At 64.6% G+C, this 19,199-nt stretch carries 16 protein-coding genes and 1 tRNA gene; 14 read left to right on the forward strand and 3 right to left on the reverse strand.

What is annotated here, in order from left to right; translation table 11 throughout:
* Nucleotides 1–68: 68 nt before the first annotated feature.
* The 8 genes from QFZ33_RS10265 (at nucleotide 69) to pyk (ending at nucleotide 12,582) form a co-directional block, all read left to right on the forward strand.
* Nucleotides 69–353 (forward strand): HGxxPAAW family protein, encoded by a 285-nt coding sequence (locus QFZ33_RS10265; RefSeq protein ID WP_214846856.1) that lies wholly within the window; start codon nucleotides 69–71, stop codon nucleotides 351–353.
* A gap of 2 nt (nucleotides 354–355) precedes the next feature.
* A complete protein-coding gene (gene trpC / locus QFZ33_RS10270; protein ID WP_307027106.1) occupies nucleotides 356–1,174 on the forward strand; it encodes an indole-3-glycerol phosphate synthase TrpC in 819 nt (272 codons plus the stop codon).
* Nucleotides 1,175–1,268: 94 nt separating this feature from the next.
* Nucleotides 1,269–2,594 carry a tryptophan synthase subunit beta gene (trpB, locus tag QFZ33_RS10275; RefSeq protein WP_307027107.1) on the forward strand — a complete coding sequence of 442 codons (1,326 nt, stop codon included), beginning with the start codon at nucleotides 1,269–1,271 and terminating at the stop codon, nucleotides 2,592–2,594.
* Entirely contained in the window at nucleotides 2,591–3,409 is an 819-nt protein-coding gene (gene trpA / locus QFZ33_RS10280; protein ID WP_307027108.1) for a tryptophan synthase subunit alpha, read from the forward strand. The genes trpB and trpA overlap by 4 nt, the downstream gene beginning before the upstream one ends.
* 8 nt (nucleotides 3,410–3,417) lie before the next feature.
* Complete coding sequence (gene lgt / locus QFZ33_RS10285) at nucleotides 3,418–4,665, forward strand: prolipoprotein diacylglyceryl transferase (RefSeq protein WP_307027109.1); 1,248 nt, start codon at nucleotides 3,418–3,420, stop codon at nucleotides 4,663–4,665.
* A 266-nt stretch (nucleotides 4,666–4,931) separates the two neighbouring features.
* Nucleotides 4,932–9,548 (forward strand): glutamate synthase large subunit, encoded by a 4,617-nt coding sequence (gene gltB / locus QFZ33_RS10290; protein WP_307027112.1) that lies wholly within the window; start codon nucleotides 4,932–4,934, stop codon nucleotides 9,546–9,548.
* On the forward strand, nucleotides 9,541–10,998 hold the full coding sequence (locus tag QFZ33_RS10295) for a glutamate synthase subunit beta (RefSeq protein WP_307027114.1): 1,458 nt from the start codon (nucleotides 9,541–9,543) through the stop codon (nucleotides 10,996–10,998). Before gltB ends, QFZ33_RS10295 begins: the two co-directional genes overlap by 8 nt.
* 69 nt (nucleotides 10,999–11,067) lie before the next feature.
* Nucleotides 11,068–12,582 (forward strand): pyruvate kinase, encoded by a 1,515-nt coding sequence (gene pyk, locus QFZ33_RS10300; RefSeq protein ID WP_307027116.1) that lies wholly within the window; start codon nucleotides 11,068–11,070, stop codon nucleotides 12,580–12,582.
* 140 nt (nucleotides 12,583–12,722) lie between these two features.
* Here pyk and QFZ33_RS10305 read toward each other — a convergent pair whose 3' ends face one another.
* Nucleotides 12,723–13,328, reverse strand: a complete 606-nt coding sequence (locus tag QFZ33_RS10305) for an ANTAR domain-containing response regulator (protein ID WP_102973101.1) — start codon at nucleotides 13,326–13,328, stop codon at nucleotides 12,723–12,725.
* Nucleotides 13,329–13,534: 206 nt separating this feature from the next.
* On the opposite strand from QFZ33_RS10305, the gene QFZ33_RS10310 reads away from it, so the two are divergent.
* Nucleotides 13,535–13,616 (forward strand) — tRNA-Leu (locus tag QFZ33_RS10310).
* A gap of 86 nt (nucleotides 13,617–13,702) precedes the next feature.
* The gene (locus QFZ33_RS10315; protein ID WP_307027119.1) at nucleotides 13,703–14,833 is read left to right on the forward strand and encodes a tyrosine-type recombinase/integrase; all 1,131 of its coding nucleotides are present in this window, start codon (nucleotides 13,703–13,705) and stop codon (nucleotides 14,831–14,833) included.
* A 357-nt stretch (nucleotides 14,834–15,190) separates the two neighbouring features.
* On the opposite strand, the gene QFZ33_RS10320 is transcribed toward QFZ33_RS10315, so the two are convergent.
* Nucleotides 15,191–15,406, reverse strand: a complete 216-nt coding sequence (locus QFZ33_RS10320) for a helix-turn-helix domain-containing protein (RefSeq protein WP_307027120.1) — start codon at nucleotides 15,404–15,406, stop codon at nucleotides 15,191–15,193.
* Between the two features lie 44 nt (nucleotides 15,407–15,450).
* Complete coding sequence (locus tag QFZ33_RS23885; RefSeq protein ID WP_373427255.1) at nucleotides 15,451–15,726, reverse strand: winged helix-turn-helix domain-containing protein; 276 nt, start codon at nucleotides 15,724–15,726, stop codon at nucleotides 15,451–15,453.
* A 165-nt stretch (nucleotides 15,727–15,891) separates the two neighbouring features.
* On the opposite strand from QFZ33_RS23885, the gene QFZ33_RS10325 reads away from it, so the two are divergent.
* From QFZ33_RS10325 to QFZ33_RS10340, 4 genes are all read left to right on the forward strand, one after another.
* Nucleotides 15,892–16,233 (forward strand): hypothetical protein, encoded by a 342-nt coding sequence (locus tag QFZ33_RS10325; protein WP_307027122.1) that lies wholly within the window; start codon nucleotides 15,892–15,894, stop codon nucleotides 16,231–16,233.
* A gap of 43 nt (nucleotides 16,234–16,276) precedes the next feature.
* Nucleotides 16,277–16,780 carry a hypothetical protein gene (locus QFZ33_RS10330; protein ID WP_307027124.1) on the forward strand — a complete coding sequence of 168 codons (504 nt, stop codon included), beginning with the start codon at nucleotides 16,277–16,279 and terminating at the stop codon, nucleotides 16,778–16,780.
* 998 nt (nucleotides 16,781–17,778) lie between these two features.
* Nucleotides 17,779–18,156, forward strand: a complete 378-nt coding sequence (locus QFZ33_RS10335; RefSeq protein ID WP_307027126.1) for a hypothetical protein — start codon at nucleotides 17,779–17,781, stop codon at nucleotides 18,154–18,156.
* A 48-nt stretch (nucleotides 18,157–18,204) separates the two neighbouring features.
* Nucleotides 18,205–18,930: a hypothetical protein gene (locus QFZ33_RS10340; protein ID WP_307027129.1), complete on the forward strand. Its 726-nt coding sequence runs from the start codon at nucleotides 18,205–18,207 to the stop codon at nucleotides 18,928–18,930.
* Nucleotides 18,931–19,199 lie beyond the last annotated feature (269 nt).

A 19,199-nucleotide genomic window follows, 5' to 3' on the forward strand; every position in this document is an offset into this window, starting at 1 on the left:
GCCGCGATGCCGAAGGCGGCGGCAAAAAATGGCAGAATGTAAGCAGTATTGATCCTGAGGAGATTCACATGAGCAAAGCCACTGTTTCCGGTACAAAGCCCGCCGCCCCCAAGGAGCACCACGGCATCGACCACAGCATTGACCTGGGCCACGGCAACAGCCCGGCCGCCTGGACCTGCGTGATCGTCATGCTCATCGGCGCCCTAGTCGCCTCCATTGCCTTCGTCATAGCCAACAGCCCGATCTTCTGGGCCGGCATCGCCGTCATGTTCGTCGGCCTGCTGGCCGGCTTCATCATGCGCAAGGCCGGCTACGGCGTGGGCGGCAGCAAGATCAAGAACACCGGCCACTAACCGTGACGGTTCTCGACGACATCAACGCCGGTGTCAGGGAGGACATGGAGGACCGGAAGCGCCTCGTGTCCCTCGCGGAACTGAAGGGCCGCGCCCTGGCAGCGGCTCCTGCCCGAGACGCCTGGGCCGCCCTCGGCGGGACGTCCGCGGACCGCGGCGAGCTCAAGGTCATCGCCGAGATCAAGCGCCGCAGCCCGTCCAAGGGCGATCTCGCCAGCATCGCGGACCCCGCGTCGCTGGCCGTGCAGTACGCCGACGGCGGAGCCGCGGTGATCAGCGTGCTCACCGAGCAGCGCCGTTTCAACGGTTCGCTGGCTGACCTGGATGCCGTCCGCGCCCGGGTGGACGTCCCGCTGCTGCGCAAGGACTTCACGCTGGACGAGTACCAGATCTGGGAAGCCCGCGCCCACGGCGCGGACCTCATCCTCCTGATCGTGGCGGCCCTGTCCGACCAGCAGCTGCGTGAATTCAGCGCCCTGAGCCGTGAGCTTGGCATGAACGTGCTGGTGGAAACGCACACGCCGGAGGAAGTCGAGCGCGCCGTGGCCGCCGACGCCCGGATCATCGGCGTCAATGTGCGGAACCTCAAGACGCTCGACGTCGACCGCTCCCTTTTCGCCTCACTCGCCGGCAGCATTCCGGCCAGCGCCGTAGTGGTGGCGGAGTCGGGCGTTCGGAACGCCGACGACGTCGCGCACTACGCGGCGCACGGCGCCAACGCCATCCTCGTGGGGGAGGCGCTCGTCAGCGACGCCACCCCGCGTGAACGCATCGCGGAGTTCACAGCGGCCGGGGCCGCGGCCATCGCCGCCCGGGCCTGAGCTCCCACACAACCTTGGCACCATCCGTCCGCACGCCGTGCGGCCGGATGGCGCCTGACATCAACCAGAAAAAGTGAACAGGATGGTGAGACTGATGGCCGACGCGCCAACAGCAGGCTCTGACGAGGGCACGGTGGATGCATTCCTGCAGGGAGGCACCTCGCTGCGCCACGCCCCAGGACCCTACTTCGGCGCCTACGGCGGCCGGTGGATGCCTGAGTCACTGATCGCCGCCCTGGACGAGCTCGAGGACACGTTCGAGAAGGCCAAGGCCGATCCCGAGTTCATCGCGCAGATCGCGGACCTGAACAAGAACTACTCAGGCCGGCCCTCCCTCCTGACCGAGGCCAAGCGCTTTGCCGAGCATGCCGGCGGAGTCCGGATCTTCCTCAAGCGCGAGGACCTGAACCACACCGGCTCGCACAAGATCAACAACGTGCTGGGCCAGGCGCTCCTTGCCAAGCGGATGGGCAAGACCCGCGTCATCGCCGAGACCGGCGCCGGCCAGCACGGCGTAGCCAGCGCCACTGCTGCCGCCCTGCTGGGCCTGGAATGCGTCGTTTACATGGGCGCCGAAGACTGCCGCCGCCAGGCGCTGAATGTGGCCCGGATGGAACTCCTGGGCGCCAAGGTCATCCCCGTCACCAACGGTTCGCAGACCCTCAAGGACGCCATCAACGAAGCCCTCAGGGACTGGGTAGCCAACGTCGGCAACACCCACTACCTGCTGGGCACGGCAGCGGGCGCCCACCCGTTCCCGGCCCTGGTCCGCTACTTCCACGAAGTCATCGGCGAAGAGGCACGCGCCCAGATCCTTGAGCAGGCTGGCCGGCTGCCGGACGCCGTCTGCGCCTGCATCGGCGGTGGCTCCAACGCGATCGGCATCTTCCACGGTTTCCTCGATGACCCCTCCGTGAAGATCTACGGTTTTGAAGCAGGCGGTGACGGCGTCGAGACCGGCCGCCACGCGGCCACCATCACGCTCGGCCGGCCCGGTGTGCTGCACGGCGCACGGTCCTACCTCATGCAGGACGACGACGGCCAGACCATCGAGTCGCACTCCATTTCGGCCGGCCTGGACTACCCCGGCGTCGGACCGGAGCACTCCTACCTCGCCGACATCGGACGCGTCAGCTACGAGCCGATCACGGACAGCGAAGCCATGGAAGCCTTCAAGCTCCTGTGCCGCACCGAGGGCATCATTCCGGCCATCGAGTCCTCGCACGCCCTCGCTGGCGCCATTAAGGTGGGCCAGCGGCTGGCAGCAGAGGGCGGCGCCGCCGGGGCGTCGGACAAGATCGTGGTGGTGAACCTGTCCGGCAGGGGCGACAAGGACGTGGCCACGGCCGCGGAGTGGTTCGACCTCCTGGACAAGAACTCGGCCGAAGCAGCCATCGGCAAGGAAGGGGAGCAGCTGTGACCACGGCGCAGACCACCAGCAAGTCGGCCACCAGCAAGTCGGCCATCGCCATCGACAAGGCCCGCGCGGAGGGCCGCGTGGCCCTGATCGGCTACCTGCCCGCCGGGTACCCCAGCGTCGAGGAGACCATCGCCGCCGGCATCGCCCTGGCGCGCAACGGCGCCGACCTGATCGAAATCGGCATTCCGTACTCCGACCCGGTCATGGACGGCCCGGTCATCCAGGCGGCCACCACCGAGGCCCTGGCGAAGGGGTTCTCCGTCCGCCAGGTCTTTGACGTCGTGGCTGGCATCACCAGCCAGACGGACGCCGCGGTCCTGGTCATGACGTACTGGAACCCCGTGGTCCGCATGGGTGTGGACGAGTTTTCGCGCCGCCTGGCCGAGGCCGGGGGAGCGGGGCTGATCACCCCGGACCTGATCCCGGACGAGGCAGCCGAGTGGATGGACGCGTCGGAGAAGTACGGCCTGGACCGTGTCTTCCTGGTGGCGCCCTCCTCCACCCCCGAGCGCATGCGCCGGACCGTGGACGCGAGCCGGGGCTTCGTCTACGCCGTCTCCATCATGGGCGTCACGGGCGCCCGCTCGTCGGTGAGCTCGGCGGCCGAGGACGTCGTGGCCGCGGCCAAGGCGGCCGGCGCGGAACGCGTGTGCGTGGGCCTCGGCGTCTCCACCGCCGAGCAGGTCGCGGAGATCGCGGCCTACGCGGACGGTGTGATCGTCGGCTCGGCGCTCGTTGCCGCCGTCCGCGACGGCGGCGTGGACGCCGTCGCGCAGCTCACCAAAGACCTCAGTACCGGACTGACCAGGAAGTAACCGCCACCATGCAGACGCTCCTCACCGCAGCCGCACTGGTTCCAGCCGGCATGGTGCCCGCAAGCATCCCGAGCCCGGCCTGGTCCGGGTTCGATATTCCGCTGCCGTGGGGATCGCTCCGCATCCATGCCTACGCCCTGTGCATCCTGGCGGGCATTGTCGTCGGCCTGTGGCTGACGTCCGTCCGCTGGGCCAAGCGCGGAGCGCCTGAAGGCAGCGTCTGGGACATCGCCATCTGGGCCATTCCCTTCGGCATCATCGGCGGCCGGCTTTACCATGTGTTCTCGTCCCCGGACGCGTACTTCGGTCCGGGCTTCGACGGCACTGGGGACCTGTCCTTGATCCCGCAGATCCAGCGCGGCGGCCTCGGAATCTGGGGCGCCGTGGTGCTGGGTGCCTTCGGCGCCTGGATCGGCTGCCGCCGTGCAGGCGTCAAGCTCACGGCATTCCTGGATGCAGCCGCTCCCGGGCTTCTGCTGGCGCAGGCCCTCGGCCGGTGGGGAAACTACTTCAACCAGGAGCTGTTCGGCGGCCCCACCACGCTGCCGTGGGGGCTTCAGGTGGACGCGGACAACGCGAACTTCCCGGCCGGCTACCCGGCGGATACCCTCTTCCACCCCACGTTCCTCTATGAATCGCTGTGGAACATCGCGGGTGTGCTGATCCTCCTGGCCCTCGACCGCCGGTTCCACTTCCGCCGCGGCCGGCTCTTCTGGCTGTATGCCATGTACTACACGCTGGGACGGGTCTGGATCGAGGCCATGCGGATCGACGACGCCGAGCAGATAAGCCTGTTCGGCATCACCACCCGGCTGAACGTCTGGACCAGTATCTTCGTGTTCCTCGCCGCATTGGCCGCGTTCATCTGGCTGGGCCGGCGCAAGGACGGCAACGCGGACAGTGTTTACCTGCCGGGCCGGGAGCCGGCCCCTGCGGTTGCCGCAAAAGCCGACGGCGGGACGCCGGCCAGTGCTGAAGCCGCCGGATCGTCGGTGGTCGGGGACGGGTCAAAGGAACCCGGTTCCGCTCCAAATGTGACCGGCAATCCGGTCCGTGATACGGACCCTGTTGTCTCAGATAGTGAATCGCGTGATAATCTCCCTGATAACCAAAACGGTTCCGGGCTAGCTTCTGCGCAAACGGAAGCAGTCCCGGCATCCACCGGCGGAACCCCAACCGGCGCGGAGTCGCGGAACATCGGAAAGTCCGGTGGCACAGGGACCGGGACCGCACCGGAGGCCGACAGCTCACGCTAGAAGGCGCCGGTACCAGGGCAGCAGAGAGTTACCGCTCGGAGCGCCCGACACCCACAGCGTCGTGGCAGAGGCCAACTCCGGTCAGCATAGAGCTGCTGACCGGTCAAGCCCGGGGCGGAAGCCTGCGTAACTGTTAGTTCAGCAGGTATGCCTGCCCTACAATTTCCAATAAGCATTAACACTTTGTTGCGCCCATCACAGTGGCGCTCTGAGTGGGGCCAACGTTGTCCCTTCCATACGCACGATCAGGAGGAAGGACGTCTCCCATGACCCAAACTCTTTCAAGCCCCAGCTGGTCCGAATCGAACCAGCCGGACGCCGCCATGTCGCCGTTCAAGCGGTTCGCGGCGCTCCCCGAGGCAGCCGGGCTCTACAACCCGGAGCAGGAGAAGGACGCCTGCGGTCTTGCGATTATCGCCACCCTGCGCGGCGAGCCCGGCTACGACATCGTCGACGCCGCCCTTACCGCCCTGCGCAACCTCGAGCACCGCGGTGCCGTCGGCGCAGATGAGGGAACGGGTGATGGCGCCGGCCTCCTGATGCAGGTGCCGGACGAGTTCTTCCGTGCCGTCACCGAATTCGAACTGCCGGCCCCCGGCCAGTACGTGGTGGGCACCGCCTTCCTGCCTGCCGAGCAGCGCGAGGCCGGCGCCGCCAAGGCCGGCATCGAGGGCCTGGCCGCCGACGAGGGACTGACCGTCCTTGGCTGGCGCGAAGTTCCCGTCGTCGCCGATCTTGTCGGTGCCATGGCGCGCGCCTGCATGCCGTACTTCTCCCAGCCGTTCTTCGCCTCGGCAACCGGTGAGCAGCTTGACCGCAACGACCTGGACGGCCGCGCCTGGCGCATCCGCAAGCGCGCCCAGAACAAGTTCGGCGTCTACTTCCCGTCGCTGTCCTCGCGGACCATCGTCTACAAGGGCATGCTGACCACGGCCCAGCTGGAGCCGTTCTACCCGGACCTTTCGGACAAGCGCTTCAAGACCAAGCTGGCGATCGTCCACTCGCGCTTCTCCACCAACACCTTCCCGTCCTGGCCGCTGGCCCAGCCGTTCCGCACCATCGCCCACAATGGCGAAATCAACACCGTCAAGGGCAACCGGAACTGGATGCGCGCCCGCCAGTCCCAGCTCGCGAACCCGCTGCTGGGCGACTCGCCGGAAGAGCTGTTCCCGATCTGCACCCCGGGCGCGTCCGACTCCGCATCCTTCGATGAAGTGGCCGAACTGCTGTGGCTGTCCGGCCGCCCCATCACCCACGCGATCATGATGATGATCCCCGAGGCCTGGGAAAACCACGCCACGATGGATCCGGCACGCAAGGCGTTCTACGAGTACCACTCCCTCCTGATGGAACCCTGGGACGGCCCCGCCGCCGTGTCGTTCACCGACGGCGCCCTCGTGGGCGCAACCCTGGACCGCAACGGCCTGCGCCCCGGCCGCTACTGGATCACCGAGGACGGCCTGGTCGTCTTCGCCTCCGAGGTGGGCGTCATCGACGTCGAACCCTCCAAGGTGGTCAAGAAGGGCCGCGTCTCGCCCGGCAAGATGTTCCTGGTGGACACCGAGGCCGGCCGGATCATCGGCGATGACGAGGTCAAGGCCGAGGTCGCCGCGGCGAACCCCTGGGCCGAGTGGGTCAAGGACAACCTGATTGACCTCAACGAGCTGCCGGAACGCGAGCACGTGGTGCACACCGCCGCGTCCGTGAACATCCGCCAGCGGACCTTCGGCTACACCACCGAAGAGCTTAAGATCCTGCTGGGCCCGATGGCCCGCACCGGCGCCGAACCGCTGGGCGCCATGGGCTCCGACACCCCGGTGGCTGTGCTGTCAAAGCGCCCCCGCCTGCTCTTCGACTACTTCGTGCAGTCCTTCGCGCAGGTGACCAACCCGCCGCTGGACGCCATCCGTGAAGAGCTGGTCACCTCCCTGACCTGCGCCATCGGCCCCAACGGCAACCTCCTGGACACCAAGCAGGTGCGCCAGCCGCAGGTCTCCCTGCCGTTCCCGGTGATCAACAACGACCAGCTCGCGAAGATCGCCAACATCGAGAACGCCGACGGCGACAAGGTGGCCATGAAGGTCCGCGGCCTCTACCGCCCCGAGGGCGGCGAGAACGCGCTGCGTGCCCGGCTCACCGAAATCTGCGAGCAGGTGTCCGGCGCCATCAACCGCGGCGTGCAGTATGTCGTCCTGTCGGACCGCGACTCCAACGCGCAGTGGGCCCCGATCCCGTCGCTGCTGCTGGTCAGCGCCGTGCACCACCACCTGCTGCGCAGCGCCAACCGCACCAAGACCGCCCTCGTTGTCGAAGCCGGCGACGTCCGCGAGACGCACCACGTGGCCGTGCTCATCGGCTACGGTGCCTCCGCCGTCAACCCGTACCTCGCCATGGAATCCGTGGAGCAGCTGATTACCGCCGGCGACGTCGTGGGCGTGACCCCGCAGGACGGCGTCTACAACCTGATCAAGGGCCTCGGCAAGGGCGTCCTGAAGATCATGTCCAAGATGGGCATCTCCACTGTTGCGTCCTACACAGGCGCCCAGACGTTCGAAGCGCTTGGCCTGGGCCAGGAACTGGTGGACGAATTCTTCGCCGGCACGCATTCCCAGTTGGGCGGCGTGGGCCTGGACGTCATCGCGGCAGAAGTTTCCGCGCGGCACCAGATGGCCTACCCCGAGGGCGGCATTGAGCAGCCGCACCGTCCCCTGCTGGGCGGCGGCGAGTACCAGTGGCGCCGCGACGGCGAGCCGCACCTCTTCAACCCGGAGACCGTCTTCCGGCTGCAGCACGCTACGCGTGAGCGCCGCTACGACATCTTCAAGGCCTATACCAAGGGCGTGGATGATCAGTCCGAGAACCTGATGACCCTGCGCGGTCTGCTGAAGTTCAAGGACGGCGCGCGTCCCGCCGTGCCGCTCGAGGAAGTCGAGCCGGTCTCCAGCATCGTCAAGCGCTTCTCCACGGGTGCCATGAGCTACGGCTCGATCTCCAAGGAAGCCCACGAGACCCTCGCGATCGCCATGAACCGGCTGGGCGGCAAGTCCAACACCGGTGAAGGCGGCGAGGACGTGGATCGCCTGCTCGATCCCGAGCGCCGTTCCGCCGTCAAGCAGATTGCCTCGGGCCGCTTCGGCGTCACGAGCCTCTACCTGACCAACGCGGACGACATCCAGATCAAGATGGCCCAGGGTGCGAAGCCCGGCGAAGGCGGCCAGCTGATGGCCCAGAAGGTCTACCCCTGGGTTGCCCGGACGCGCCACTCGACGCCCGGCGTCGGACTCATTTCCCCGCCCCCGCACCACGACATCTACTCGATCGAGGACCTCGCGCAGCTCATCTACGATGCGAAGCGCGCGAACCCCTCGGCCCGGGTGCACGTCAAGCTCGTCTCCGAGGTGGGAATCGGCACAGTTGCCGCCGGCGTCACCAAGGCCAAGGCCGACGTCGTGCTTGTTTCCGGGCACGACGGCGGTACCGGCGCCTCGCCGCTGAACTCGCTCAAGCACGCCGGTGTTCCGTGGGAACTGGGTCTCGCAGAGACTCAGCAGACCCTCATGCTCAACGGCCTGCGCGACCGCGTTGTGGTGCAGGTGGACGGCCAGCTCAAAACCGGTCGCGACGTCGTCATTGCTGCCCTGCTGGGCGGCGAGGAATTCGGCTTCGCCACGGCACCGCTGGTGGTTGAGGGCTGCATCATGATGCGCGTCTGCCACCTTGACACCTGCCCGGTGGGCGTTGCCACCCAGAACCCCGAGCTGCGCGCCCGCTTCACCGGCAAGCCGGAGTTCGTGGTCAACTTCTTCGAGTTCCTGGCCGAGGAAGTCCGCGAAATCCTCGCGGAGCTGGGTTTCCGGAGCATCGAGGAAGCGATCGGCCACGCCGAAATGCTGGACGCCCAGGACGCCATCAGCCACTGGAAGGCCGAGGGCCTGGACCTGGATCCGATCCTTCACGGCCTCGAGTTCGACGACGACGCCCCGCTGCGGAACCTGACCGGCCAGAACCACGAGCTGGACAAGCACTTCGACCAGCGGCTCATCACCATGGCCGCCGAGGCGCTGACCGACCGTGCCCCGGTGAAGATCACGGTGGACGTCATCAACACCGATCGGTCGGTGGGCACCATGCTGGGCCACGTTGTGACCAAGACGTTCGGAACGGACGTGCTGGCCACGGACACGATTGACATCACGCTGAACGGCACCGCCGGGCAGTCGCTGGGCGCTTTCCTGCCTGCCGGCATTACGCTGCGCATGTACGGCGACTCCAACGACTACGTCGGCAAGGGACTCTCCGGCGGCCGGATCATCGTCCGCCCGGACCGCACCAACGTGTTCCAGGCCGAACGCAACGTCGTTGCGGGCAACGTGATCGGCTACGGCGCCACGAGCGGCGAGCTGTTCCTGCGCGGCCAGGTGGGCGAACGCTTCCTGGTCCGCAACTCGGGTGCCACCGCGGTTGTTGAAGGCATCGGCGACCACGGCTGCGAGTACATGACCGGCGGCCAGACGCTGATCATCGGCCGCACAGGCCGCAACTTTGGCGCCGGCATGTCCGGCGGGACGGCCTACGTGCTGGACCTGCGGACTGAACGCGTCAACAAGCAGGCCCTCGAGTCCGGCGAACTCCAGCTCCTCGAGCTGGACGCCGAGGACCGCGACATCGTCCACGGCCTGCTGGTCAAGCATCTGGAGGAAACCGAATCCCAGCTGGCCGCGCGTCTGCTCGACAACTTCGACGACACCGCTGCCCGCATTACCAAGGTGCTGCCGCGTGACTACGCCGCAGTGCTGCAAACCCGTCTTGACGCTATCGAAGAGGGCCTTGACCCCGACGGCGAAGAAGTTTGGTCTAGAATCCTGGAGGTGACCGGTGGCTGATCCACGCGGATTTCTGAAAGTACGTCAGCGTGAAACCCAGCCGCGCCGTCCCGTTCCCGTCCGCATCATGGACTGGAAGGAAGTTTACGAGGCCCAGGAGAAGGGTGTCCTGAAGAGCCAGGCTGGCCGCTGCATGGACTGCGGCGTGCCGTTCTGCCACCAGGGCTGCCCCCTGGGAAACCTGATTCCCGAGTGGAACGACCTCATGTGGCGGGACAAGGGCGAGGAAGCGATTGAGCGGCTGCACGCCACCAACAACTTCCCGGAGTTCACCGGCCGGCTCTGCCCCGCCCCGTGCGAGGCGTCCTGTGTGCTGGGCATCAACCAGCCCGCGGTGACCATCAAGCAGGTGGAGGTGTCCATCATCGATGAGGCCTTCGACAACGGCTGGGTCAACCCGCTGCCGCCGCACCGCCTCACCGGCAAGACGGTCGCCGTCGTCGGTTCCGGCCCTGCCGGCCTGGCGGCTGCACAGCAGCTGACCCGCGTTGGCCACACCGTGGCCGTCTACGAACGGGACGACAAGATCGGCGGCCTGCTGCGCTACGGCATCCCCGACTTCAAGATGGAAAAAGAGCAGGTGGACCGCCGGCTCGAGCAGATGAAGGCCGAAGGCACCCGCTTCCGCACCGGCGTCGCCGTCGGTACGGACGTCACCTGGGAGCAGCTTCGCCGCCGCTACGACGCCGTGGTCATCGCCACGGGTGCCACCGTGCCGCGTGACCTGCCCATCCCGGGCCGCGACCTCGCTGGCGTGCACTTCGCCATGGATTACCTTGTCCCCTCCAACCGCGTGGTGGCAGGGGAGTCCCCGGAGAATCACATCGACGCCCGCGGCAAGCACGTCGTCATCCTTGGTGGCGGCGACACCGGTGCGGACTGCATCGGGACGGCCCACCGTCACCAGGCAGCCTCCGTGACCACCCTGGCCATCGGCAAGCAGCCCCCGATGGAGCGCGCCGGCCACCAGCCGTGGCCGACGTTCCCCACCCTCTTCGAGGTCGCCAGTGCCCACGAGGAAGGCGGTGAGCGCACGTATCTCGCCTCCACCGTTGAGTTTGTGGGCGAGGACGGCAAGCTGACTGGCGTCAAGGTCGCAGAGACCGAATTCGTGGACGGCAAGCGCCTGCCCAAGGCCGGCACTGAGCGGATCATCCCCGCCGACCTGGTCTTCCTGTCGCTGGGCTTCACCGGACCTGAACCGGCCGGGATCACCGAGCAGGTCCACGCCGAGTTCGACGGCCGCGGCAACGTGGCCCGCGACGGCTACTACATGACCAACACCGAGGGTGTCTTCGTGGCAGGCGATGCCGGCCGCGGCCAGTCCCTGATCGTGTGGGCCATCGCCGAAGGCCGTGCCGCCGCGGCGGCGGTGGACAAGTACCTGATGGGAAGCACCATCCTTCCTGCGCCTGTGGCTCCGACGGACCGCGCCATAGCCGTCCTGTAGCGCCGACCTGGGGATGGAATTCATCTCCGCGACAACTTAACCAATGCAAGTGACAAATAGGGTAGGTATATGAGACGCGCAAAGATTGTGGCCACCTTCGGACCGGCCATTGCCAGCTATGAAAACACCCTCGCGGTGCTGGAAGCCGGCGTTGACGTAGCCCGCATGAACATGAGCCACGGCGACTACTCCGTGCATGACAACACCTATGAGAATGTCCGTAAGGCCGCGTCCGATCTGGGCAAGGCTGTGGCCATCATGGCCGACCTGCAGGGCCCCAAGATCCGCCTGGGCCGCTTCGTTGACGGTCCCCACGAGCTGGCAGTGGGGGACATCTTCACGATCACCACTGAGGATGTGCCGGGCACCAAGGAGATCTGCTCCACCACGCTCAAGAGCCTCACCGAGGACGTCAACCCGGGCGACGCCCTGCTCATTGACGACGGCAAGGTTGCGCTGCGCGCCATCGAGGTGGACGACGTCAAGGTTGTGGCCAAGGTGACCGTGGGCGGCTTTGTGTCCAACAACAAGGGCATCAACCTCCCCGGTGTTGCCGTCAACGTCCCCGCACTGAGCGAAAAGGACGAGGACGATCTCCGCTGGGCCATGCGCCGCGGCGTGGACCTCATAGCCCTGTCCTTCGTCCGTGACGCCTCCGACATCAAGCGCGTCCACGAGATCATGGACGAAGAAGGCCGCCGCGTACCGGTGATCGCCAAGATCGAAAAGCCGCAGGCCGTGGAGCAGCTCCATGAGATCATCGACGCATTCGACGCGATCATGGTGGCCCGTGGCGACCTGGGCGTGGAGCTTCCGCTGGAGGAAGTGCCGATCGTGCAGAAGCGTGCCATCGAACTGGCACGCCGCTGGGCCAAGCCGGTCATCGTGGCCACCCAGGTGCTGGAGTCCATGATCGACAACCCGCGCCCGACCCGTGCTGAGGCCTCCGACTGCGCCAACGCCGTGCTCGACGGCGCCGACGCGGTGATGCTCTCCGGCGAGACCAGCGTGGGCAAGTTCCCGATCGAGACGGTCAAGACCATGGCCCGGATCATCGAGTCCACCGAGGAGCACGGCCTGGAGCGCGTCCCCCCGCTGGGCACCAAGCCGAAGACCCGTGGTGGCGCCATCACCCGTGCCGCCGTCGAAATCGCCGACCAGCTGGACGCCAAGTACATCTGTACGTTCACCCAGTCCGGTGACTCGGCACGCCGTCTGTCCCGCCTCCGCCCGATCAAGCCGGTCTTCGCGTTCACTCCGGTGGAGCACGTGTGGAACCAGCTGGCGCTGACCTGGGGCATCCAGCCGCAGCTGGTTGCCATGGTGGGCCACACGGATGAGATGACCGCACAAGTGGACCGCAGCCTGCTGGACATGGGACTGGTGGAAGACGGCGACCTCGTGGTCATCGCTGCCGGTTCCCCTCCCGGAAAAGCCGGTTCCACCAACTCGCTGAAGGTCCATAAGGTGGGCGACCTCGCCGACACCCCGCGCCTCGGCGAAGCCGCCGAGAAGAAGGAAAAGCTCGGCCCGTGGCCTGAAAAGAAGAAGAAGAACAAGGCTGCAGCCGCTCCGGCTGAGTAGCTAGGTCCTGAAAGGGAGGATCCCCGCCACCAGTTCATTGGTGGCAGGGGTCCTCCTTTTTTGTTTTGTGTTTTTGGCACGGAAAAACGGAAGGACCCCGGCAGGTTGCCGGGGTCCTTCCGCTTTGTGTAGCTTGTTGGCTAGTTGACCTGGTTGATGATGGTTTCGGCCACTTCACGCATGCTGAGGCGGCGGTCCATCGAGGTCTTCTGGATCCAGCGGAAAGCCTCCGGCTCCGTCAGGCCCATCTTGGTGGTCAACAGGCTCTTGGCGCGTTCTACGAGCTTGCGGGTGGCGAACTGCTCCTGAAGGTCGGTGACCTCGCTTTCGAGGGCCTTGATCTCCTCGTGCCGGGACAGGGCGATCTCCAGTGCGGGGATCAGGTCGGCCGGGGTGAACGGCTTCACGACGTAGGCCATGGCGCCGGCGTCGCGGGCGCGCTCCACGAGTTCCTTCTGGCTGAAGGCGGTGAGGAGGACCACGGGGGCGATGCGCGCCTTGACGATCTTCTCGGCTGCGGAGATGCCGTCCATGACGGGCATCTTGACGTCCATGAGGACCAGGTCCGGCTTGAGCTCCTCGGCCAGCTGCACGGCCTTCTCGCCGTTGTCAGCCTCGCCGATGACGTCGTAGCCTTCGCCGCGCAGGATTTCGATGATGTCCAAGCGGATGAGGGTTTCGTCTTCGGCCACAATTACGCGGCGCGCCGGCTGGGACGTTTTGTTTGACTCCGTCGGTTCTGACACGGGATCTCCTTGAAAAGGTACGGCGGGACTATGACTATCTTAGTTGGGCCCCGCGCTTGTACTTGGATCGGCATGGCTTGTTGCGACGGCGGTGGCGCGATGCTGGGTTTTAGCCTATCTGCATGTAGAGTAATTCCGCGCACTGGTAGTGGCTGCGTTGATCACACTTCGCTGTGAGCCTACGATTGTTACTCCGTGTACTCCGCGCCCGAGTGGCGGAATTGGCAGACGCGCCGCACTCAAAATGCGGTATCGAAAGGTGTGTGGGTTCGAGTCCCACCTCGGGCACAGTGTTCTCGCAGGTCAGCGGCTTTCTTGCCGCTGGCTGTGGACAAATCTACGAAAAGTGTGGACAGCGGCGTAGCATTTCGCCCATGGCCAGCATTAAAAGGCGCACCAAAAAGGACGGCTCCACCTCGTTCATGGTCTGCTGGCGTGACCCTGCAAAGCGCAAAGAGCACGGCATCACTTTCGCTACTGAAGCAGAAGCGACCACCCTGAAGCGTCTCCTCGATGCCAATAACCAGTCGTTCGAAATCGCGCAGCACGCGATGGTTCAGAACCAGACCAAGGCACCGACGGTGGCCGCAGTCATCCAGGAGCACATCGATCTGCTGGTGCGCCCGTCTGTGGGCACCGTGCATACCTACCAGACGATGTTGAAGCTGCATATCGCTGATGTCATAGGTCACATTCCGGTCGACAAGCTTGATTACCGCCACATGACCTACTGGATCAAGTCGATGCAGGCGAAGGGCCGGTCGCCCAAAACCATCAAGAATAACCATGGTCTGATCTTCGCGGCCATGGAAACGGCCGTGATGCTCCGCTACCGGAAAGATAATCCATGCCGGGGTGTTCAGCTTCCGTCCGGTGAGAAACCGGAGGACGAAGCCATGTTCCTGACGCATGCTGAGTTCGGGCTCATCCTCGAGGGCATGGGGGAGCGATACAAGGCTTTCACTGAGTTCCTGGTCATGACTGGAACCCGCTTCGGCGAAGCAACTGCGGTAACCGTGGCCGACGTCGACCTCATGTCCAAGCCGGCGACAATCCGGATCAACAAGGCGTGGAAGCGTGGAAAAGATTCGGAGTACTACATCGGCGCGACAAAGACGGGGGCCGGGAAGAGAACAGTCTCACTCAACCCGCACTTGGTGGACGTTCTTGTTCCCCTGGTAGCCGGCTGTCCTGGCAAAGAGCTCCTGTTTACCACGCCCAAGGGTGAACGGATCATTCACAAGCTCTACTGGCATCACTACTGGGTTCCTGCTGTGAAGGCGGCACGGGCTAGGGGGCTCACCAAGGAACCCCGCATCCACGATCTGCGCCATACGCATGCGTCCTGGCTGATTCAGGACGGCGTTTCGTTGTTTACAGTGTCCCGGCGGCTCGGGCATGCATCCACTCGAACAACGGAGCAGGTGTACGGGCACCTGATGCCGCAGGCGCTCCAGGACGCCGCCGATGCAGTGGAACGGTCCGCAGCCATCTGGCGCAGCTAATTGGACTCTGGCAGCTAGGAGGATTTCTGCCGTGCCTGCGCCCGGGTTCCAATTACCCGGACGGACGTTGGCGATTGGGCGGTCCTCCGGACTTCGCGCAGCAGAGCGATCTCTTTCAAGTGCACTGACGTAAACACGATCTTTCCCTTGCCCCAAACAGAGTGGGGGAAGTCGCCCTTTGCAGCCCCGTCGCGGAGCCAGGCCTCTGAACACTTTAGAACCGAAGCAGCCTCGGCTGGTTCGAAGAATTCGAGTTTCATGCCGTCTTCGATCCCCTTGTCATCGTGGAGCGGCGCCCTTTGTGGGTCCTGCTCTAACTCATGGACGAGGTGCCCGCCGGCGGCATGATCGGGAGCGTCATTCCTCGGCGTGCAGGGCGAGCCAGGCGGCAAAGTCGCTGCGGCTGATTCGAAGATGGCGGCCAATCCGGTACGCCCGCGGTCCTGCGTGTTTGGCACGCCACTGGTAGAAGGTCTGCTCAGGGATCTGTAGCAGCGCACAGATCTCTTTCGGTGTCAGCCATGTTTCGTCTGCGGTGTCGATGCTTCGGCTGCGTTTTGGAAGTGAGGTCATCTGGGTCTCCGTCGTGCTTGCCAGCACGATGGCCAGCTCGGTTCTTAGTTCATGGGTGAAGAGCCGACGGTCGGCATGATCTGGGCGCTGAGGCTTTCCGCGAGGGCCTCGACCTGTCGCTGGACCTGCTCGGCCGAGGCGTCGAATTGATTGGACGAGCGTTGTACGAGGCCGGCACGGCCCAAGAGAGTGAGCTGTCGGCGAATCGTGGACGGCGAAGCTCGGAGACCCGTTCCGATTTGGCCACAGGTCGACGGGCCGTTCCTCAGAAGGAAGCGGATAATTTGGCTTCGCGTTCGGTTCATCAGGATGTTCGACATGGAGAGACCACAACCCCAAGAAGTATGCGGGACCTGCTGCTGTAGACGGGTCTACAGCAGCAGGTTACTCTCGCCCAGATCATGTTGGAAGAGGCTCGCCGGGGAAATGATGCAACGGAGCCGCCAGCTGATGGGCCGATGATGCCGGACGAGCAAGGAGATGTCATGGATGACCATCCGCAGATCAAGGCCTTCCTGGATGCGGCCGAGATGCTTCGTGGCGAACGCTATTGGGGCTGCGACTCAAAGGAAGAACAAACAGAGCTCTTGCGTGCGCTCAAAGACGTGCTGACGGAGGTCTGCTTCCATCTGGATGCCCATGGGGTGCTGCCGCAGGTTGTCCTGGGGATGTGGCAGGCTCTGGCTGCTCCAGAAATTAGGGGCTTACCGATGCGGCCATCGTCTGGTCTCGTGTTGATCTCTTACCTCGACGGCCGGATCGAGCAATTGATTGCCGAGTCAAACGACTCAGGGAATACTGGGGCGGAGGGGAGTTCCAGGCCTTGACTAAGCCGACTGACCCCCGTCCGTTGAACGAGGAGTGTGGGCAATGCGGGGTGCCGAGTCTGGGCGCGGCGATACATTGTCTCCTCAAGCCCAGCTGGCGCGCAGGCTAAACCTTTTGCTGGACGCGGCGGTCGCCGAGCGGGGGAAACCGGTGACGTTCAGGGAAGTTCAAGCCGAGCTTGCGGCCAGGGGGATCAAGCTCTCCCGAGCGCGATGGTTCTATATGAAAGAGGGGACCGGCCGTCTGGTTAGCGACCCGGTCTTGCTCTCCGGGCTTTGCAGCATTTTCAAGGTCAATCCCTCGTATCTGACCGACGATGATACTGAACTGCCCGAGCGCATCGACTCGCAGCTTGAATTTGTTAAATCGCTCCGGGCGGCCCGCGTAAAGTCCTTCGCCGCTCGAACCCTGGGAGACGTATCACCCGAGACTTTGAGGGCCATCTCTGAGTACTTGAATAGAGACATTGGGCGCCATCCCGAAGGTGAGCAGGCGGCCGCTAGTCCTCCAGAAGATACTCAAGATGGGCAGCCAACAGTTCCCTGATTCGTGCGGGATTTGTTGAATACCGTGGTGAGCGGCCATGACGCCGGCCTGGTTCCACATCAACGACGACGGCACCGGACTCCTCTAGTGCAAGCAGGTGCTTTGCAACACTTGGTTCACCGGCGCTGACCGCTGCGACGATATCCCCTCTGGATGCCGGGCCATGCGCTGAAAGGAAGCGCAGGATCTCATTCCGCGCCCTGTTGCCAAACGTGGCAACGGCAGCCTCAACATCGGCAGACCATGCTTCGTCGTGCGGCTGGGTAATCCTGGGCATAAGACCATTCTTATCGAACGCCGCACAAAAAGTAAGACTCTGACTCTTGACGATACTTTAGATATCTTTGACAATAGTTTCCATAGTCTTTTTGTAGTTGTGGTTGGTCTCAGTTCCGCGCCTCCACATTCGAGGCGCCGCTTTGGTACTGGCGCCGGACTCATTGGATTGTCTACTCGAAGCGGTGAAGGCCATGCGAGTCGAAACAAGGGCAGGTCAAGCCCAGAACGATCAAGCAACCAGGATTTACGTTGATGTCTCCCTGCGCAGGGGTCCGGAGGAGACTGCGCTCGCAGTACCAGTCGATCAGATCATGGTCGCCGTCGACAGTGTGCGTGGATACGTCATTTCACACCTCGCCCGTATTGGCCGGGCGTCCGACGCGGACGACGTCATGCAAGACATTCGTGTCGCCGTGTGGGATGGAGTAACAAGGGGCCGTTATCACCAGCTTCCCGGCGTTCCCTTTGCGGCTTGGGTGCAAGGCGTCTGTTGCAATGTGTGTGCCGCGTACGTCCGCCGGGAACTGAGCCATCAAACGCTTCCACTTCTCACGGAACCTGACCGCGGCGACGGGTCAGCGTCGGTTGATACTGCGGCGTTCTTGGGTATGGACAGGTTGGGCGACCGAGATGCAGAGAAAGTTGTTGATCAGGACTGGGCTCGGACGATCATCGAGCTGACGCGTTCGAGCGTTCCTTCGGGAGTCTGGGAACTTGCCGTGGGCAGTCTCACTGGGCCGCGCAGGTACGGCCTACCGTCGAACCAGGACCGCCGCCGGTGGCGTGCCGTGACAGTGGTCCGTCAGACGGCGAGGACTGTTGAGAAGGCCTTGGAAGTTGATCCGACGGCCGTCTGCAACATCGACGATCTGTGCGAGCGGGCTGCGGCTTGCCTGCCCACCGAGGTGCTCCGCCGAACCGCTGCCGCTGTCGTCCGTCCGGGAGTTCGTGGGCCAGAACGAACCAGGGCATTGGCAGCCTTGGCGGCAGAGCTTGGCGTGACCGAGCGCTATGTGGCCGTACAGATCGGTTTCGCCCGACGGCTGTACCAAGCCTCGTGGCGGATCATCCGTGCCGGCATGCAGCGCGCTCGCTGATCATGTCAGTGGCCAGGCATCTTGCGATGAGCAGATGAGGAGGCTGATATGTGGTTCTCGCGAAGTAACTCGCTGCCTGTTTCTCGCAGCACGCGTCGATGGTGGTTCATCGTCATCGTCTTGATGGCCGTAGCCACGGTTGTTTTTATTCTCACCCGTCCTGTGCAGGTGCCCGTGGCGGAACCGGTTCCGCCGCTGCCTATGGAGCCCACACCGGAGGCGTCGACGAAGCCGGCGGGCAGATCGACAGCCGCAGCGCCGACGTCGGCTCCCACCCTCGGCGGCAGCGATGTGCCGGCTTCACCTCGGACAACTGACTATCGCAAGCTAGCCTCCGCCGCAGCCAAAACGATCTATACCTGGGACACCCGGACGTCATCCTATTCAGAGGTCTACTCGCGGGTTCGTGGCTGGTGGAACGTGCTGCCGGACGGATCCAATCCTCTGACGGTGCTGGTCCATGAGTTCGAAGCCACGGGGATAAACGCCGGCACTTACGCGTCCCTTGCGGGGCAGCGGGCCCGCAGAACCGCTGCGGTTCAGTTCTTGCGTTGCGACTTTGAGCTGGCGAAGGTGCGTGAGCGGCCAGCGCCCTGGGCTGGATTGCACGTGTGTACTGTCTCCCTTCGGGTGATGGACCAAACGGGCTCCTCTCGCAACATTTACACAGCGCCCGTGAGCGTCATGATGAACTGTCCACCGGCCGACACAGCCCCTCGAGATCATTGCGTTGTGGTCGGGTTCTACGCCGCTGCCAACAGGATCGTCTACTGATGCCGGCCCCTGCCGTTCTCATGGCGGTGGCCAAGCGCCGCTTGATTCTGCGGGCTCTGGTGGCAGCCGCCGCAGCCATAGTCCTGGTCGCTGCTGTGGCCTTTTCCGCCGGCGTGGCGGCGCTTGGCATCATGCCGCAGTCCAACCCGCCTGTGTGTCCGTCCACCGGCCAGGAGGCTAGCCCTCTGAGCGTGGACTCTGGCAGTCAGGGGCCATCTATACTGTCTGCCCGGCAAGCTGTCGTTGCAGGGCTGTACATCTCAGTCGGA

It is taken from the genome of Arthrobacter globiformis (assembly GCF_030815865.1).
GTDB lineage: Bacteria > Actinomycetota > Actinomycetes > Actinomycetales > Micrococcaceae > Arthrobacter > Arthrobacter globiformis_B.

Coding starts and splice junctions, on each gene's coding strand:
- lgt (WP_307027109.1), top strand. CDS start 3,418: ATGCAGACGCTCCTCACCGCAGCCGCACTGGTTCCAGCCGGCATGGTG.
- QFZ33_RS10330 (WP_307027124.1), top strand. CDS start 16,277: ATGCGGGGTGCCGAGTCTGGGCGCGGCGATACATTGTCTCCTCAAGCC.
- trpB (WP_307027107.1), top strand. CDS start 1,269: ATGGCCGACGCGCCAACAGCAGGCTCTGACGAGGGCACGGTGGATGCA.
- QFZ33_RS10265 (WP_214846856.1), top strand. CDS start 69: ATGAGCAAAGCCACTGTTTCCGGTACAAAGCCCGCCGCCCCCAAGGAG.
- QFZ33_RS10320 (WP_307027120.1), bottom strand. CDS start 15,406: ATGACCTCACTTCCAAAACGCAGCCGAAGCATCGACACCGCAGACGAA.
- QFZ33_RS23885 (WP_373427255.1), bottom strand. CDS start 15,726: ATGTCGAACATCCTGATGAACCGAACGCGAAGCCAAATTATCCGCTTC.
- QFZ33_RS10325 (WP_307027122.1), top strand. CDS start 15,892: ATGGATGACCATCCGCAGATCAAGGCCTTCCTGGATGCGGCCGAGATG.
- QFZ33_RS10340 (WP_307027129.1), top strand. CDS start 18,205: ATGTGGTTCTCGCGAAGTAACTCGCTGCCTGTTTCTCGCAGCACGCGT.
- gltB (WP_307027112.1), top strand. CDS start 4,932: ATGACCCAAACTCTTTCAAGCCCCAGCTGGTCCGAATCGAACCAGCCG.
- QFZ33_RS10315 (WP_307027119.1), top strand. CDS start 13,703: ATGGCCAGCATTAAAAGGCGCACCAAAAAGGACGGCTCCACCTCGTTC.
- pyk (WP_307027116.1), top strand. CDS start 11,068: ATGAGACGCGCAAAGATTGTGGCCACCTTCGGACCGGCCATTGCCAGC.